Genomic DNA, 17,395 nt, shown 5'->3' with positions numbered 1-17,395 from the left:
GTCATTTTAATCGCGGCTGGCGAAGCCCAGAATGCTAAGCAGGCTGACGAAGATGTTGTACAGCGATACATATAGGCTGACGGTTGCACGGATGTAGTTGGTTTCACCACCACGGATGATGTTGCTGGTTTCAAACAGGATGGCACCTGAAGAAATCAGGATAAACACCGCGCTAATCGCCAGATGCAGCGCTGGCAGTTGCAGGAAGATATTCGCAACCATACCAATCAGCACCACCACGATACCTGCCATCAGCATACCGCCGAGGAAGGACATGTCTTTACGCGTGGTCAGAACATACGCAGAGCAGCTGAAGAAGACCAGCGCCGTACCACCCAGTGCCATACCGATCACGTCACCCATACCTGCCGACAGGTAAGTGTTCAGAATCGGTCCCAGGATGTAACCCAGGAAACCGGTGAAAGCGAAAGCAGACAGAATACCTACTGGTTTATCTGCCGTTTTGTAGGTCAGGAACATCAGACCATACATACCAACCAGCGTCAGAATCAGACCCGGAGATGGCAGCATCAGTACTGTACTGGCAGTTGCGGTGATCGCTGAAAACGCCAGCGTCAGGCTGAGCAGGAAATAGGTATTACGCAGCACCTTATGTGTGCTGAGTAGCGATGTACGATCGCGCGAAGAACTAATAATACGATCCATGAGTCACTCTCTTATGACAGATGTAATTAATGATGGAGGATAATGAAATCAAGGGGAATGACACAGCGGTTTTACCCATCTTTACGCATTTTAACCCGCCAGGCTTAAGCATATTATTTCAACAAAAGCTCCCGAATCAGATGTTAGCACTATAAGTGCAAAAATGTCAGATCCACCTCTCCCAGGTAACTGAAAAATATTGCGTTATTCCCGAATCTCTCTGACAGTGACAGCGGTGTTTACATAAAACAGAGCAATAAGGTAAAGGGAATGACTCAACATAAATCGAAGATATTGACGTTTACGCTGTTGGCTGTCTGTTTGATGTCTATTAACGGCGCGGCAAGGGCGGCAAATGTGCCTGCAGGTACACTACTTGCAGAAAAACAGGAGCTGGTCAGAAACAACGGCAGTGAGCCAGCCTCACTGGATCCGCATAAAGTCGAAAGCAACGTTGAGTTTAATTTAATCAGCGATATGTTCGATGGGCTGGTGGCCGTAAACCTGGATGGCACTATTGCGCCCCGTCTTGCTGCCTCCTGGGAGAATAAAGATAACACTGTCTGGACCTTCCATTTACGCCCAGGCATAACCTGGTCAGATGGATCGGCTATTACTGCACAGGATGTCGTCTGGAGCTGGCAGCGCCTGGTTTCACCGCAAACTACCTCACCCTATGCCTCTTATCTGGGCAATATGCATGTCGCAAATGCGGTTGATATTGCTCAGGGGAAAAAAGATCCCGCGACGCTTGGAGTCAAGGCGCTGAATGACACCACGCTGGAAATTACCCTGACGCAGCCGACTGCGGCATTTTTAGCGATGCTGGCGCATCCATCGCTGGTGCCGCTGGATAAAGTGCTGATTGGCCGCTTTGGCGATAAGTGGACTCGTCCGGAGCACTTTGTCAGCAGTGGTGCGTATAAGTTGTCGCAGTGGGTCGTCAACGAGCGGATTGTTGCCGTGCGCAACCCGCATTACTGGGACAATCAGCACACGGTCATTAATAAAGTGACGTATTTGCCCATCAGTTCAGAGGCTGCAGACGTTAACCGTTACAAAGCCGGGGAAATCGATATTGTTTTTAGTGTTCCGGTCAATCAGTTCGCTCAATTGAAAAAGACGATGGGTGATGAACTCCATGTCTCACCTCAGCTTTCAACTTATTATTATCAGTTTAATACCACGCGTGCGCCGTTTAACGACCCACGCGTGCGTCGGGCGTTGAATATGGCGCTGGATAAGGACATCATCGCACAAAAGGTGATGGGACAGGGACAGCGTGCGGCGTGGGTTATCAGCCAGCCTGAAATTGGCGGGGTAAAATTACACGCGCCGGACTACGCATCATGGCCACTCGACAAACGCATTGCCGAGGCAAAAAAACTGCTGGCGGAAGCGGGCTACGGTCCTGAGCATCCGCTTAACTTAAATCTGCTCTACAACACTTTCGAAACGCATCAGCGAATCGCGATTGCCGCCTCGTCAATGTGGAAGAAAAATCTTGGCGTTGAGGCAAAACTGCAGAACCAGGAATGGAAAACGATGCTGGATACCATGCATACCGGCAATTTTGACGTCGTACGCTATGCATGGATAGCGGATTACGACGATGCGTCGAGTTTCCTCAATATTTTCCGCACAGGTGATAGTGAAAACACCACCCGATACAGTAATCCAGCCTTTGACGAAGCGATGCACAATGCGGCGAAAGCAACTTCGCTCCAGGAGCGAGGCAAATATTACCAGCAGGCTGAAGACCTTTTAGGGGAAGATGTGCCAGCGATTCCGGTTTACCACTATGTTCGTACCCATCTGGTGAAGCCATGGGTGGGGGGATTTGCACCGGATAACCGGGGAAACTACTACACCAAAGATATGTACATCAAAAAACAGTAAACAGCAGCAGCCCGGATTTGTGTTGAATAAACGGTCAATTTGTTGTTATTTAAGTCGATTAACAACATTTTGGCTGTTTTTCAGGCAAACGAACACATTGGTGCTTTACAGGTTCGTTCGGGATGTTTATAGTGCGCCTCATTGGAAGCGTGGCCGAGCGGTTGAAGGCACCGGTCTTGAAAACCGGCGACCCGAAAGGGTTCTAGAGTTCGAATCTCTACGCTTCCGCCAAACATGAAAAGGGGTTACCGAAAGGTAACCCCTTTTTGCTTTTGAAGCATTAGAATAGACTTGCAATCTTGACCAATCCCCTTATGTAACATTCAAACACTTGCCTACCCCAATCCCAGGCTTTTCTTTTTAGTGCTATACGCTGCAATTTAACTGCACATTGAAAGTCTTTCCATATTGGCGTGGCTGAAGGCATGGCCATGATGTATTCATGACCTGTAAAAGCCTTAACTGAACCCAGGCCAGTCCAGTAGTGTTTGCCTGGGGGGCAAGTTCAGATCATCAGCAAATTGATGCGTTGCGCAGAAGGACATTGTCGGTACTAGTGAGACGGTTACCCATAAACGTTATTTCTGGCTAAAAAGCTGACGCGGATAGAGTCATTCATCCACAGTTTTTCTGAATATCTGCCGGGCAGGTACCGAGCTCAACAATCCGTAGCCGAGAAATCGAATCTGATGAGTTTGGTTCTTTATAAAAAATACGCCCTGCTTACCTGTAGGTGCGGCTCATCGCCGCACTCTTAACATATTCACGGATGGCTAATAAATCGGGACAGGCGTTGGCGCAAAAAGCGGTTTTCCTGCCGCAGTTGCGCGTTCTCCTCGAGCAACGTCAGTGCGACGGCAATTCCTGGCCAGTCAAGCGCCAGTTCATGGCGCAGACGCAGTGCGCGTTGCACCACGGTCAGTGCATGGTCATCAAAGGTCTCATCTTCACGGGGTTCGATTACCCCTAAACCGACAATTTCATTCAGTTCTTCTGCAGAAACACCGGTATGCAGACAAAACTCGGTAATGGTAAAGGTAACGGTCACGTTAGCCATTATGCTTTCCCCCACTCTTTGCGCGGATCAAAGGACTTCTGCGCATCCGCCAGCTGTTGCCACAAGGCGGCGCTGTTGTCGTCAGGTTTCGGCGGCATCACGATTTTGATGACCGCGTACAGGTCGCCAGTCTGTTTTTTTCCGACCAGACCTTTGCCTTTGATACGTAATCGCTGTCCAGCCTGGCTTCCTGCGGGGATGGTCAGCAAAATACTCTCTTTGAGTGTTGGTACAGTCACTTTTGCGCCCAATGCGGCTTCCCATGGGGCAAGCGGAACGACAACTTCCAGATCCTGATTAACAATATCAAACAGCGGATGCGGCGCGATATGAATCACCAGCCACAAATCACCGTTCGGGCCACCGTTTTCACCAGGGGTTCCCTGACCTTTCAGGCGAATGCGCTGCCCATTGCCGACACCGGCCGGGATCTTAACGTTGAGGGTTTTGGGGATTTCCCGCTCGATCATGCCAAACGCATTGTATACCGGCAGGTTGTAACTGATGGTGCGGCTATGCTCAGCAAGGGTTTCTTCGAGGAAAACGGCGACCTCGATTTCAATATCATGCCCGCGACTGGCGTGGCGCTGCCGTGACTGATGTGCGTGCTGGCCAAAAATTGAAGAGAAGATATCGTCGAAATCTTCAGCGCTGTAGCTTTGACCTTCTCCTTGCTGGAACTGACGATTAAACTGCGGGTCGTTGCGATGCTGCCACAGCTGGTCGTATTCGGCGCGGCGCTGTTCATCGCTCAGTACTTCCCAGGCTTCGGCAACTTCTTTAAAACGAGCTTCAGCGTCGGGTTCTTTGCTGACATCGGGATGGTATTTTCGCGCGAGACGACGGTAGGCGGTCTTGATTGTCTTGAGATCGTCTGTCGGCTTCACGCCCATAATGGCGTAATAATCCTTTAATTCCATAGCGTTCTCTCGTGTAAATCAACACATGAAGAAGGCAATCCCTCTCAAAAGGTATCACCGTTAAGTTTAGGGTAATCCCGATAGGCGCGAATGCCAACCATGAAAAAGGGGGGCGCAGGTCATAAAAGGGTCACCGGCTAATGCGGTGAGCCTGCTTGTTTATTTACCTGTCATACTCACATTTTCCCTTTTCACCAGACTGTTCGTTGTTGAGCGAAGCATCGCATTTTATCCAGTAATAGAGTGGCTGAAATTAACAAGGGAGAGATACTGAATGATCGCCGTTATTTTTGAAGCAGATGTGCATCCTCAGGCTGGAGAGCGATATCTTCAACTGGCCTCAGAGCTGAAGCTGTTGTTGGCAGAGATCCCTGGGTTTATTTCTATCGAACGATTTCAGAGCATTAATACGCCCGGGAAAATGCTGTCACTTTCATGGTGGGAGAATGAGGATGCAGTGCGCAGGTGGAAATGCAACGTCAGGCATCAGGCCGCACAACAGGAGGGTAAACAGTTGATTTTTTCATACTACAGAATACGTGTTGCCACTGTTTTGAAGGATTACGCCTCTGAATAAGGTTCTGCCAGCGTATATGACAGCTGACAGTCAACAATGTCTGCCTGTAGCAACAGGAGCCAGAACAGGCTCTGGCTCCTGTTGGTGGTGCGTCAGTAATATTAACGGCTTATCAAGGTCTGGAAAAAAGAAAACGAACGGTATCAGCGTAGTTCTGGACAAAAGCGTTAACGTTATCTGATTTTAATCCTTTCGGGTTAATCATATATTTACCCTTGATAAAGATAGCCGGTACACCTTTCAGGTCTACCGCTTTAGCCAACTCCTGTTGCTTCGCCGTTAATGATTTTACGGCAAAGCTATTCCATGCAGCATCATAGTCATTTGCACTGACACCAGCGCGGATAAATACATTGCGAATATCATCTGCTGTTTTAACAGTTTGTTTTTTCTGCACGGCATCAAACAGTAAAGGTTTTACTTTATCTTCCACGTTTAACAGCATAGCGACAGACCACGCGTGCGTCATCTCCGGCCCCAACGGACCTAAGAAATCAACGTGATAGTCAGTAAGTTTGACATCAGTAGGTAATGCTTTTTTCACATTATCAGTGACTTCCAGAACTTCATCGTATTGGTAGCATGAAGGGCAATAAAATGAAAAGAACTTAAGCGCAGCGGGCGCTGACGCAACTGGCTTTTCAAGTGAAATATATTCCTTGCCATCGGTAAATGTTGCTGCCTGAACGCTCACAGTAAAAATCAGGCCTAGAAGAGGAAGTAAGATTTTTTTCATTTCCATATACTCTAAATAACATTTAACAAACAATTGTTTTGATGATGAACATAATGTTCATGGCGGTAAGTTATAATACAATATTTATCCGAAAATGTGCTGGCCCTTACTTTCATTTACGCAGGCATATCTACTGGCATACTTGTCATTCAATTTCATGGTCAGTGGTGAAATACTTGTAGGGACGCTTTGTGAATAGTAAATAATAAACCCCGTGATATTTTTAGCTTTGTTTTATTAGCGCCATTATTTTGCAATAATGAAATTAATTAACAATATTAATTATCATTTCTGGGCAGCGCGCTGGGGCGGAATGAGAATTGACCGGCCTCTGCCGACATAACTTTACAGGGTAAAGGTTGCCAAAACCTCGCCAGTGACTAAGATAACTCGCGTCAATCAGTGAGGGTATAATGGCGAAACGTCAACGGATGGGATGGTGGTTCCTCTGCCTGGCATGTGTTGTGGTGATGGTATGCACCGCGCAGCGCATGGCGGGTCTGCACGCGTTGCAGATGAACACCACGACCACTGCTGTTGTCGCGAGCGCCCAGGCCGATACCGATGAAGCTTCGCCCGTTACGCCTTGTGAGCTGAGCGCAAAATCATTGCTGGCTGCACCGCCAGTATTGTTTGAAGGCGCGATTCTGGTGCTATGTTTGCTGCTGTCGCTGTTGGCACCCGTGCGGGCATTTCGCCTACCTTTTTTCCCTCCGCGCGCTATCTCGCCGCCCACTCTCCGGGTGCATCTCCGATTTTGCGTCTTCCGTGAATGACAGAACAGCCGTTGCTGACTGTTAGATAATTATTCACGGAGAAAAACTATGATGACTGTTTTCAGGCAGGCACTGCTCTGTCTGTTATTGCTATGGCTGCCCGTATCCTGGGCAGCTGAACCCGGCTGGCTGCGTTCACCCGATAACAATCACGCCAGTGTGCGGTTACGTGCCGATACAGCAGCTGACGGTGAAACCCGTCTGCTGCTCGATGTTAAACTGGAGGATGGCTGGAAAACCTACTGGCGATCGCCGGGTGAGGGAGGCGTTGCGCCTGCTATCGCCTGGAAAGATAAAATGCCTGCTGTTGATTGGTACTGGCCGACTCCCGCGCGTTTTGAGGTCGCCAATATCACCACCCAGGGATATCTCGATAATGTCACCTTCCCGATGGTAGTACGTGGCACCACGCCAGCCGCTCTTAACGGTGTATTGACCCTATCAACCTGCAGCAATGTCTGCCTGTTAACGGATTTTCCCTTTTCCGTGACGCCGAGCGTCCAGGACCCGTCTTTTGCTCATGACTATGCGCAAGCGATGGGGCAGATACCGCTGGCTAGCGGGCTGACCGATGCGCTTAGTGCCGGGGCGCGAGCCGGAGAGCTGGTGGTTGAGGCTCGTCGTGCGGGGGGCTGGTCTGCGCCAGGCCTGTACCTGGACACCGTTGATGATGCGGATTTTGGTATGCCGCAAATCCGCGTAGAGGGCGAAATACTACGGGCAACGGTTCCGGTTCATGACAGCTGGGGGGAAGGGGCGCCGAATCTTCGTGGTAAACAACTTACACTGGTTCTGGCTGATAACGGCGTTGCACAGGAAAGTCGTCTTACGATTGGCGAAGCCCCGGTTATTGAAAACGCTTCACTCCCGCTGTGGCAAGTGACGCTTATGGCGTTATTGGGCGGTTTGATTCTCAACCTGATGCCCTGCGTTTTACCGGTTCTGGGCATGAAGCTGGGCTCGATTTTACTGGTTGAGGAGAAAAGCCGTCTTCAGGTTCGCCGCCAGTTTCTGGCATCGGTGGCTGGGATCCTGGTCTCTTTTATGGCTCTCGCGCTGCTGATGACGGTGCTGCGCCTGACCAATCAGGCGCTTGGTTGGGGGATCCAGTTCCAGAGTCCGTGGTTTATCGGCTTTATGATGCTGGTGATGCTGACGTTCAGCGCCAGCCTGTTTGGGCTGTTTGAATTTCGCCTTCCTTCAGCAATGACCACCATACTGGCAACTCGCGGCGGTAACGGCTTGTCAGGGCATTTCTGGCAGGGCGCGTTTGCGACGTTGCTTGCCACGCCGTGCAGTGCGCCGTTCCTGGGGACGGCAGTGGCGGTGGCGTTGACCGCCTCGCTGCCGACGCTATGGGGGCTGTTCCTCGCGCTCGGGCTGGGGATGAGTTTGCCATGGTTGCTGGTGGCACTGCGTCCGGGTCTGGCGCTGCGTCTGCCGCGTCCGGGGCGTTGGATGAATATCTTGCGGCGTCTTCTTGGCGTGATGATGCTTGGCTCGGCTATTTGGCTGGCAACATTGCTGCTCCCGCACCTAGGGTTCGCAAGCCAAAGTACAGCCAAAGAGAGTGTGAACTGGCAACCGCTGAGCGAGCAGGCCATTGAAGATGCACTGGCTCAGCATAAGCGCGTAGTTGTAGATGTGACGGCTGACTGGTGCATTACCTGTAAAGTCAATAAATTCAATGTTCTACAAAAAGAAGATGTCCAGACTGCACTGCAACAACCCGATGTGGTGGCTCTGCGGGGTGACTGGACGCTGCCCTCTGAAGCGATCACCGAATTCCTGAAAAAACGCGGCCAGGTTGCTGTGCCGTTCAACCAAATTTATGGTCCCGGTTTGCCGCAAGGTCAGGCATTGCCGACGTTGTTAACCCGCGATGCGCTGCTGAATACACTGGCCGATGCCAAAGGAGTGAACCCATGAAAATGATGATTGTCCTGCTGCTAACCCTGTTTTCTGCCGTCAGCGTGGCGAAAGAACCTGCACCGTTTACCCCGGAACAGGAAAAGCAAATTGAAGCATTAATTCAGGAAGCCCTGTTTAACGATCCCAACAGCCCGCGGATTGGCGCAGAGCAGGCAAAACTGACCCTGATAAACTTCACCGATTACAACTGCCCATACTGCAAGCAATTGGATCCGATGCTGGAAAAAATTGTACAGAAATATCCTGATGTGGCGGTGGTGATTAAACCGCTGCCGTTTAAAGGGGAAAGTTCGGTTCTGTCGGCGCGAACTGCGCTGACGACCTGGCGTGAGCATCCGCAGCAGTTTCTGGCGTTACATGAGAAACTGATGCAGAAGAAGGGCTACCACACGGCAGTGAGTATTAAACAGGCACAGGAGAAAGCCGCTGCCAGCCCTGTGACGCTGGATGCACAAAGTGAGGAGACGCTGAGCACCAACCTGCAACTGGCACGTCTGGTCGGTGTGCGAGGCACGCCTGCAACGATTATTGGCGATGAGCTGATCCCGGGTGCAGTACCGTGGGAAACACTGGAAGAGGTGGTCAAAGAAAAGCTGGCGGCCGCAAATGGTCAGTAAACTGCGCCGCTGGCTGCGCGAAGGACTGATCTTACTGGTGTTATTCGCCGGGGCGATGTTGTTGATGGATGCCTGGCGAGCGCCCCAGCTTCCCGTAGCGTTTGACAGTACGCCTTTGCAGACGCTGGATGGTGAAAACGTTACGCTGGCCTCGCTCAGCAAAGAGGAGCCAGTGCTGATCTATTTCTGGGCGAGCTGGTGCGGCGTGTGTCGGTTCACAACACCGGAAGTCGCCAGACTGTACTCAGAAGGCGAGAACGTGATAACCATTGCGCTGCGTTCTGGTAATGAGGCGGAGGTGACGCGCTGGCTGGCGCGTAAAGGCGTAGACTTTCCCGTCATCAACGATGCCGACGGGACCATCTCCCGCAGCTGGGACATCAGCGTCACGCCAACGCTGGTCGTGATGTCGCACGGTCGCGTGGTGTCGACAACCAGCGGCTGGACCAGTTACTGGGGAATGAAGCTACGCCTCTGGTGGGCAAAAAACGTCTGATTCTGATGCCGGGGAAACCCGGCATTTTTTTTACGATAAAAAGGTAAGAAAAACATGTTGTTCTGATATTGGATCCTGAAATTATATACTAATAGTTATATATTTTTGATTTTTTCTGTAGTTGCAAATCCACAAAGGTAATGGCATATCTGATGGTGTTTTAAATATCTTATTTCTCGCAGGGATTAAAGAATAATGCGCAAGGGTAAAGTTATTGTTATATCAATGATGTTTTTTTGTATCCTTATTTTTATTGCTGCTATTGTCTGGTTTATGATGTATCAGGGGGAACTCGCTGAACCTACCGGTGAAGAGAAACATGCCGCCATTCTGCATGCTTCAGGCCTGTTGAAATCAGATGCGCAGGATAAAAAAACAATTAACAATTTGTATCAACGTTATATTTTAGCGCGTAAGGTTAATCTGGATTCCGGTGAATGGGTCGCTGATGACGTCCAGACGCAGGGATGTAAAAAACTTGCTCCGGAACATGATCCCGCGAAGATCCATCAGCGCTGTACGATTGCAGATGTATATCTGGTAAAAGATAAAAGCAATAAAATTCAACAAATTATACTCCCTGTTTTCGGTAAGGGCGCGAAGTCAATGATGTATGCCTTTCTGGCTCTTGACCCAGACGGACGTACGGTTAAAAACCTGTATTACTATCAGCAGCGGGAAACTCCTTTTTTGGGAGCCAGAGTGGAAGATGAGAGTTGGCGCAAGCAATGGCCGGGTAAAAAAGTAGTTGATAATAACAGGATGCCAGCACTAAGAATAACTCAGGAGAAACCACAGAATATCGATGAATATACAGTAGATGGTATTTCTGGTGCGACCCTGACATCGAATGGGGTTGAGAGAAGCATCAACTACTGGACAGGCGAACAGGGTTACGGCCGTTTTTTACAACGGATTACTCGTGGTCCTGATATAATAGTTCCCTGATCGCTTTTGTTTTAAATAACGTTTATCTTCATACTCATTGCCGGCCTCATTTGCGTCAGTGAGTATGGGGCAACTCAATTCCATATCACCGATAAATTCTCCTGTATTGACGGCATCATTAATAAATCCCGAATGTCTCAATTTCGTATTCATCACATTTTCATGAGATAAATTTACATAACTTGTTACCTATTGACATTTTTATGATCCAGGTCATGTACAACGCAAGCCAAAATCGATAATGATAATAATTATCATTTGTATTTTACGGGATGCGTACCGTGCGTAAGTTCTGTGTTTTCCTGCTGACCACTTTGTGTAGCTTGCTTGTAAGCCTTCATGTATGGGCCGCAACAAACTATGCTCCGTTAATTGAGGATATTGAACAACGTCTTGATAAAACAGCAGAACTTTACTCTCAGCAACAAACTGATGAAGCGCGGCGAACGGTGCAAATGGCTTACTTTGAGGTATTTGAAAACCTTGAAGGTCCTATTCGAATCAACATTTCCGCCAGCAAAAGCTATGAGATGGAAAGCGCTTTTGGTGAGATTCGTCGCATGATTGGCGAAAAAAAATCGCTCTCTGACGTGCAGTCTAAAATCGACTGGCTCAAAGCCTCGCTGCGCGAAGTTGAACCTGTGTTAGATGGCGGACATCGCCTGGTTGCCGAAGAGCAGCACAATGCGTTTTCCAGGACAGATATCGCCGTACACTGGCAAGAAAGTTTTCGCGTTATCGACGATTTGTTGGCTCAGGCAGTAAATAACTATCAGGTCGGGAATTTAAGCGTAGCCAGCCAGAACGTTCAACAAGCGCACTATCAGGGTTTTAAAAACTCAGAGATGGAAATGTCGGTCAGACAGAATCGATCGGCAAAAGACGCTGCTGCGATTAACCAGCAATTTTCTGCGTTGATTGCGCTCACCGCAGAGCCGGATCGCCTTAATGATGTCTCTTATCAGGTCACGACGTTGTTACAGGATATTGAGGATCTTCTGCCTGGTCTGCCTACTACCCGTGACGAACAGCAGGTCACGGCGGTGCAAAACACGGGGAATACGCCCACGGCACAGGATGATATAGCCCGCGCAGACTGGGCTGCCGTCTCGTTGGGTATCCATCAAAGTATTCAGAAAGCGATTGCCCGTTACCAGGAGGGCGATGCGAAGAATGCCATTCTGGATGTGCAAGACAGTTATTTTGACCGCTTTGAAGCTAGCGGTATGGAAAATAAAATCGGTTCTCGCGATTCGGCATTTAAAACCTCGCTGGAGGCTTACTTCACGCGTCTGGTTAGTCTGATGAAAGCGGGTCAGCCAGTGGAAAGACTCAACGCTGAAGCCAGCGCACTGGAGCAGGATTTACAAAAAGCAGTGGTGATGTTGGGGGAAGGAGAAGAAACCCAGTGGAGCCTGCTGCTCTACAGCCTGATGATTATCGTGCGCGAAGGACTGGAGGCCCTGCTTATTGTGGCGGCCATCGTGGCTTATATGGTGAAAAACAATCACCAGGATAAGCTTCCGTTAATTCGCCAGTCGGTGATTGTCGCGTTAATCGCAAGCGTTATTACCGCTGTGATATTCCAACTCCTGTTCACGAATTCCGGCGCCAGCCGAGAACTGCTGGAAGGCGTAACGATGCTGATTGCCGTCGTCATGCTGTTCTTCATGAGCTACTGGTTACTGTCTAAAGTCGAGGCTCGCCACTGGAAAGCATGGCTGGAAGGGAAACTGTCCCACTCACTTTCCCGTGGTTCACTGGTTGGACTGTGGCTTACCAGCTTCCTGGCGGTTTACCGCGAAGGGGCGGAGACCGTGCTGTTTTACTACGCCCTGATCGGGGATGCGAATGATATTTCTGGGCATATGGCGATTGCGGCAGGTTTTGTTATCGGCTGTGTTGTTCTGCTGGTCGCCTGGCTCATCATGCGCTACTCGGTTGTACGCCTGCCTTTGAAGCCGTTCTTTATGTTTACCGGCAGTTTTATGTACCTGATGGCCTTTGTATTTGCGGGCAAAGGGGTTCTGGAACTGGTGGAAGGTAAGCTGTTCCAGCCAACGTTGATTAACGGCTTCCCTGAAATCAGTTGGTTGGGAATTTATCCCTACGTGGAAACGTTATTACCGCAGGCCATATTGCTACTTGCGGCGCTGGTGGCGCTGTGGGTGATGCGGCGGAAAAGCACTGTTCCTGGGGAAACGATAAAAACTAATCTATAGCTGTTATTTGAGACGAGAGGATATGTCTGATGACCATGAAGAAAACCCTGATTGCCAGTGCAGTGATGGCCGGTATTTTCACTGCTCCGGCAGCGTTTGCCTTTAAGGAGTATCCGGCAGGCGAGCCTGTCACCATGAATGAGATGGAACTGGCCGCTGTGTACCTGCAGCCAATCGATATGGAACCGCGTGGCATGGGATTACCGGCAGCAAAAGCCGATATTCACCTTGAGGCGGATATTCATGCCGTGGAAGGCAGTAAAAATGGTTTTGGCGCAGGCGAATGGATCCCTTATCTGACTATCAGTTACACCTTGATTAACAGTGATACGGGTGAAAAACAAGAAGGTACGTTCATGCCGATGGTTGCCAGCGATGGCCCTCATTACGGTGCGAACATCAAAATGATGGGGGTGGGTAACTATAAAGTGACCTATCACATCGAACCGCCGTCAAAAGCAGGTATGCACCGTCATACAGACAGTGAGACCGGCGTTGGTCGCTGGTGGAAACCATTTGATGTGAGTTATGAATTTAAATACGTCGGCCTGAACTAAGCGCTTTTCCATCAGGCTGCTTGATTTGCCATTTTGGACCGGGCAGTGCTCACAATCTTACGTACGAAGTGTACCCACGATTTGTTTTGCGCTGCTCATGTCTTAACTGACCGCGAACTTATCCCCCTGATGGGCAGGCTCTAAATTATCGATGTACCTGGATAGTTACATCATTCAATCCGCCGTACAGAGTCGATGTTATGAGTTATTTTTTTGTCACGACGCTACAGGTTTTTTTCTGCATTGCGCTGCTCTCCGGGGTTCTCTGGAGTCGCATCGATCCCCCTTCATTGCGCCCACTCGTCTGGACCTTATTCACAGGCTTAATCCTTGGCGTGCTGGTGGGACTTACCCTCCGCGGCTCGCAGCCAGTGCAATTGTTGCTGGTTGGCACAGAAGTGATGATTACGCTGCTGTTTGTATTGAGCTTCTGGTGGGTATCAAAGCGCATTCGCTACCTGTGGCAAGGGATTTTGGTGTTTGGCGCAGCCCGACATTGGGCTTTGGATCCCAATCTCGGCGGATTAACCAGCACCCATGTGCTAAATACCGATCTGCTGTTGAATCTGACGGCAATGCTATTGGCATTTGCGATCCTCTGCCTGGCGGGGGTACTGAGCGCTATGCTGTTGCGTCGTATTCGTGGACTCTACTGGCCGTTGACGCTGATTCTGATGGTCATGATTTGGCTGCCATTAAGCGGTAATTTGTTGCTGCTGTTAATGAAACTGCAGGTGCTACCGCTGGCGAAATCGCTATTGAGTTTCGTGGCCAAAGTGACAAACAACGCGGCGATGTATAACTGGTTGGGGGCCGCCTTATTACTTGCTCTGGCACTGTGCTGGGTACCGGCGTTGTTACGCGCGATCCGCCAGACGCGTAAAGCCGATGAGCCGATTGCTTATCGACTGGCGCTGGCGCATCGTCGAAATGCATTTCGTCTTTGGCTGGTCACGTTAGGTTGTGCGGTGGTGGTGATCGCCGGGCAACTGTGGTGGGAAAAAGTCGCCTCTCAACCGCCGCAGTTGTCAGAAGCCATTCCGGTACAACTTGCCAGTGATGGCATGGTTCATCTGCCAATAGAACGACTCCGTGATGGCAAGCTGCACCGCTTTGTTTGGGTGGCCGATGATGGTAAAGCGGTACGTTTTTTCGTGATTAACCGCTATCCCGACAAGTTGCGTTTGGGGGTGGTTTTTGATGCCTGTCTACTGTGTGGCGATCAGGGTTACGTGATGGAAGGTAATCAGGTTATCTGCGTGGCATGCGGGGTACACATTTTCATTCCTTCGATTGGTAAACCTGGTGGTTGCAATCCGGTACCGATTGAAAACTGGCGTAATGATGAGAAAGAGCTGGTGATCCCAGGTAAAGAGCTGGCTGCTGGCGTGAATTACTTCTCGACGGTCATGACCATCAAGGTGACCGACCCGGTTGATGGTTCCACATTGACCAATACTTCTGCTGACTACAAATACAGCTATGGTGGCAAAACCTGGTTTTTCTCGTCCGAGGCCAATTACGATCGCTTCCGTAAAACTCCGGAACAGTTCGTCCCTGCTGAATTGAGGGAGGAGTAACAAAATGCTGTGGCGAATGTTACGACAATCCTGGGGGCGTAATCTCCGACGCAAGGGGCTGGCTATTATGACTGTCTTTCTTGCGTCCAGCCTTATCTCCGCCCTGCTGGCGGTGTCGATTGATATTGGCGATAAAATGTCCAGAGAATTGAAGTCCTATGGTGCCAATATTTTGATTGAACCTGCCGGACAGGCGGCGCTGCCTGCACTTTTCAGTGAAAACAGTAATCCACTATCAGGACAGGATTTCCTTGATGAAGCGGAACTCCCCAACATTAAGGATATCTTCTGGCGCAACAACATTGTCGGCTTTGCCCCTATACTTGGCGGTGATGTCGACGTTAACGGCAAAGAAGTACGTATTCTCGGCACCTTCTTCAGCCAACCGGTAGATATTCCAGATGAAGAAGGGTTTGAGACGGGGCAAAAAACGGTAAGCCCGTTCTGGCAAGTGACAGGCCATTGGCCGCAAGAGCCTGCTGGTGATGCTCCTCAAACACTGGTAGGGCATGCGTTGGCGCGACAAACGGGCTGGAAGCCAGGCGATCAACTGGTGATCCGTACCAGCAATACAACGTTGAATGTGACCGTCAGCGGCATCCTCTCCAGCGGCGGGGATGAGGATAACCAACTGGTTATGCCGTTGAGCTCGGCGCAAACGTTGCTGGGTTTACCCGGCAAAGTGCAGGCCATTCGTGTCTCGGCGCTGACGGTGCCGGAAAATGAGTTGTCGCGTCGGGCGCGTGAAAATCTCGATGCACTGAATGCTGAAGAGTACGACCTTTGGTACTGCACGGCCTATGTCTCGTCCATTGCTCATCAACTGGAGGAGGCTATTTCCGGTGCAGAAGTTCGCCCTGTGTGGCAGGTTGCTGCATCTGAGGGGGTTGTAATCGATAAAATTCAGTTGCTGATGGCCGTCGTGACCGTCGCAGCACTGGCAGCTTCGGCTATGGGAATCGCGTCACTGATGACCAGCACCATTATGGAGCGCGCTAAAGAGATCGGCCTGATGAAGGCGCTTGGCGCGCATCAGTGGCAAATCATGCTGTTGTTCTATCTTGAAGCCGCGTCCAGTGGACTGGCCGGTGGGGCATTGGGATGTGTTGCTGGATGGGGAATGGCGAAAGCGATTGGCCTGATGCTATTTGATGCGCCATTGAATTTTGCCTGGATTGTGGTGCCATGTGTATTGGTTATTGCGGTCCTGATTGCCCTGATTGGCACCTGGTTCCCGGCCCGCCGTATTGCCCGCCTGTATCCTGTGGAGGTGCTGTATGGCCGCTAAACGTACCATGCTCTGGTTGCTGGTATGGCGGGCGCTGCGTCTGCGTTTTCAGCGAGTTAGCGTAGTATTTGCCGCATTGATGGTCGGGGCGACCATTGTGACCGCGCTATCTGCGGTGTGGTTCGACATCAATACCAAAATGAGTGAAGAATTGCGGACCTTTGGCGCAAATTTCTACATCGGGCCAGGCCATGGCTCCAGCATGCCGCAGCAAGCGTTGCAGACTATTTTAGATCAGGCACCGCAAGGCCTGGTTCACGGAGCCAGTCCTTGGCTTTACGGTATGGCGCGTACCGAGCTGGAGAAGGTGGTGATTGTCGGCGTGTGGTTTGAATCCTTGCAAAAGCTGGTGCCGTACTGGCAGGTTCAGGGGAGTTGGATTGGTGTTAGCTTTGACGATCGCAATGCGATGATTGGCGTCAAATTGGCTGAGCGTCTTAACGTCCAACCGGGCGATAACATCATCCTGGTGGATCACAATCAGCGCAAAAACTTACAGATAAAAGGCATTGTTGAAGCCGGTGATGCGACAGATAACATGCTAATTGTGAGTCTTGATGTGGCGCAGGCGTGGTTGCATCAGCCCGATAAAATCAGCCATGGGCTGCTGAGTGTCAGTAACGATGTCGGTCAGGTGGAAAACTATGCCAGCCGATTGCAGGCTCAATACCCGGATCTGGAGATCCGTCCTATACGGAAAGTCTCCGCATCAGAAGGACAGGTACTGGATAAAATAAAAGGGTTAATGGGGCTGGTATCGGTTGTGATCCTTGCGCTGTCATCTTTGTGCGTGAATACCACGTTGATGGCCATTGTGGGTGAGCGGGCCAGGGAATTTGCGCTGCAAAAAGCGTTGGGGGCCAGCAACGGTGATATTGTCCGGCAAATTCTCCTTGAAACCTGCATTATCGCGCTGGCTGCAGTGGTTTGTGGGTGGATCTTAGGGTACATGTTGGCCCAACTACTGGGACTGACCGTATTCAATGCCGCAATAGCGCTACGCTGGCCAGTGCTGCCCATCACCCTGACATTATCTTTACTGGTCGCCATTCTGGCGGCGATTGTTCCGGTCCGTCGCGCGGTTAGCGTCGAACCCGCAAAAGTGTTGAAAGGAGAGTAACGCA

16 protein-coding genes and 1 tRNA gene are annotated in these 17,395 nt (G+C 50.3%); 13 read left to right on the top strand and 4 right to left on the bottom strand.

Annotated elements, in window-relative coordinates; translation table 11 throughout:
- Positions 1-6: 6 nt before the first annotated feature.
- Complete coding sequence (gene yccA / locus G8S19_RS14480) at positions 7-666, bottom strand: FtsH protease modulator YccA (protein WP_003035917.1); 660 nt, start codon at positions 664-666, stop codon at positions 7-9.
- 270 nt (positions 667-936) lie between these two features.
- Here yccA and G8S19_RS14475 point away from each other — a divergent pair, with 270 nt between their 5' ends.
- On the top strand, positions 937-2,565 hold the full coding sequence (locus G8S19_RS14475; protein WP_124021544.1) for an ABC transporter substrate-binding protein: 1,629 nt from the start codon (positions 937-939) through the stop codon (positions 2,563-2,565).
- Positions 2,566-2,708: 143 nt separating this feature from the next.
- Positions 2,709-2,796: transfer RNA gene (locus G8S19_RS14470), tRNA-Ser, on the top strand.
- A gap of 532 nt (positions 2,797-3,328) precedes the next feature.
- On the opposite strand, the gene cbpM is transcribed toward G8S19_RS14470, so the two are convergent.
- Together cbpM and cbpA are read right to left on the bottom strand one after the other, a co-directional pair.
- On the bottom strand, positions 3,329-3,622 hold the full coding sequence (cbpM, locus tag G8S19_RS14465) for a chaperone modulator CbpM (protein WP_048212100.1): 294 nt from the start codon (positions 3,620-3,622) through the stop codon (positions 3,329-3,331).
- Positions 3,622-4,542 (bottom strand): curved DNA-binding protein, encoded by a 921-nt coding sequence (gene cbpA, locus G8S19_RS14460; protein WP_048212099.1) that lies wholly within the window; start codon positions 4,540-4,542, stop codon positions 3,622-3,624. Before cbpA ends, cbpM begins: the two co-directional genes overlap by 1 nt.
- Before the next feature lie 274 nt (positions 4,543-4,816).
- Here cbpA and G8S19_RS14455 point away from each other — a divergent pair, with 274 nt between their 5' ends.
- Complete coding sequence (locus G8S19_RS14455; protein ID WP_124021561.1) at positions 4,817-5,119, top strand: antibiotic biosynthesis monooxygenase; 303 nt, start codon at positions 4,817-4,819, stop codon at positions 5,117-5,119.
- 112 nt (positions 5,120-5,231) lie between these two features.
- Here the strand turns inward: G8S19_RS14455 and dsbA are convergent, their stop codons facing one another.
- Positions 5,232-5,855, bottom strand: coding sequence for a thiol:disulfide interchange protein DsbA (dsbA, locus tag G8S19_RS14450; RefSeq protein WP_048212097.1), 624 nt, complete (start codon positions 5,853-5,855; stop codon positions 5,232-5,234).
- Positions 5,856-6,268: 413 nt separating this feature from the next.
- On the opposite strand from dsbA, the gene G8S19_RS14445 reads away from it, so the two are divergent.
- The 10 genes from G8S19_RS14445 to G8S19_RS14400 all read left to right on the top strand — a co-directional run bounded on the left by G8S19_RS14445 (position 6,269) and on the right by G8S19_RS14400 (position 17,391).
- A complete protein-coding gene (locus tag G8S19_RS14445) occupies positions 6,269-6,631 on the top strand; it encodes a hypothetical protein (RefSeq protein ID WP_048212096.1) in 363 nt (120 codons plus the stop codon).
- Between the two features lie 48 nt (positions 6,632-6,679).
- A complete protein-coding gene (locus G8S19_RS14440) occupies positions 6,680-8,560 on the top strand; it encodes a protein-disulfide reductase DsbD (RefSeq protein ID WP_124021562.1) in 1,881 nt (626 codons plus the stop codon).
- Positions 8,557-9,180 (top strand): DsbA family protein, encoded by a 624-nt coding sequence (locus tag G8S19_RS14435; protein ID WP_253685432.1) that lies wholly within the window; start codon positions 8,557-8,559, stop codon positions 9,178-9,180. The genes G8S19_RS14440 and G8S19_RS14435 overlap by 4 nt, the downstream gene beginning before the upstream one ends.
- On the top strand, positions 9,170-9,676 hold the full coding sequence (locus tag G8S19_RS14430) for a protein disulfide oxidoreductase (protein ID WP_101741511.1): 507 nt from the start codon (positions 9,170-9,172) through the stop codon (positions 9,674-9,676). The genes G8S19_RS14435 and G8S19_RS14430 overlap by 11 nt, the downstream gene beginning before the upstream one ends.
- Positions 9,677-9,871: 195 nt before the next feature.
- Positions 9,872-10,624, top strand: coding sequence for an NADH:ubiquinone reductase (Na(+)-transporting) subunit C (nqrC, locus tag G8S19_RS14425; protein ID WP_124021563.1), 753 nt, complete (start codon positions 9,872-9,874; stop codon positions 10,622-10,624).
- Between the two features lie 272 nt (positions 10,625-10,896).
- The gene (locus tag G8S19_RS14420) at positions 10,897-12,846 is read left to right on the top strand and encodes an FTR1 family protein (RefSeq protein ID WP_253685430.1); all 1,950 of its coding nucleotides are present in this window, start codon (positions 10,897-10,899) and stop codon (positions 12,844-12,846) included.
- A 29-nt stretch (positions 12,847-12,875) separates the two neighbouring features.
- Positions 12,876-13,403, top strand: coding sequence for an iron transporter (locus tag G8S19_RS14415; RefSeq protein WP_003035987.1), 528 nt, complete (start codon positions 12,876-12,878; stop codon positions 13,401-13,403).
- Positions 13,404-13,603: 200 nt separating this feature from the next.
- On the top strand, positions 13,604-14,983 hold the full coding sequence (locus G8S19_RS14410) for a Fe-S-containing protein (protein ID WP_061067648.1): 1,380 nt from the start codon (positions 13,604-13,606) through the stop codon (positions 14,981-14,983).
- A 4-nt stretch (positions 14,984-14,987) separates the two neighbouring features.
- Complete coding sequence (locus G8S19_RS14405) at positions 14,988-16,271, top strand: ABC transporter permease (protein WP_124021564.1); 1,284 nt, start codon at positions 14,988-14,990, stop codon at positions 16,269-16,271.
- Positions 16,261-17,391: an ABC transporter permease gene (locus G8S19_RS14400; protein ID WP_061067650.1), complete on the top strand. Its 1,131-nt coding sequence runs from the start codon at positions 16,261-16,263 to the stop codon at positions 17,389-17,391. Before G8S19_RS14405 ends, G8S19_RS14400 begins: the two co-directional genes overlap by 11 nt.
- Positions 17,392-17,395: the final 4 nt, after the last annotated feature.

Source organism: Citrobacter sp. SX206, assembly GCF_024181025.1.
GTDB lineage: Bacteria > Pseudomonadota > Gammaproteobacteria > Enterobacterales > Enterobacteriaceae > Citrobacter > Citrobacter youngae.
The sequence above is the reverse complement of the archived record's forward strand: the minus strand, read 5'-3'. Positions and strand labels throughout refer to the sequence as shown.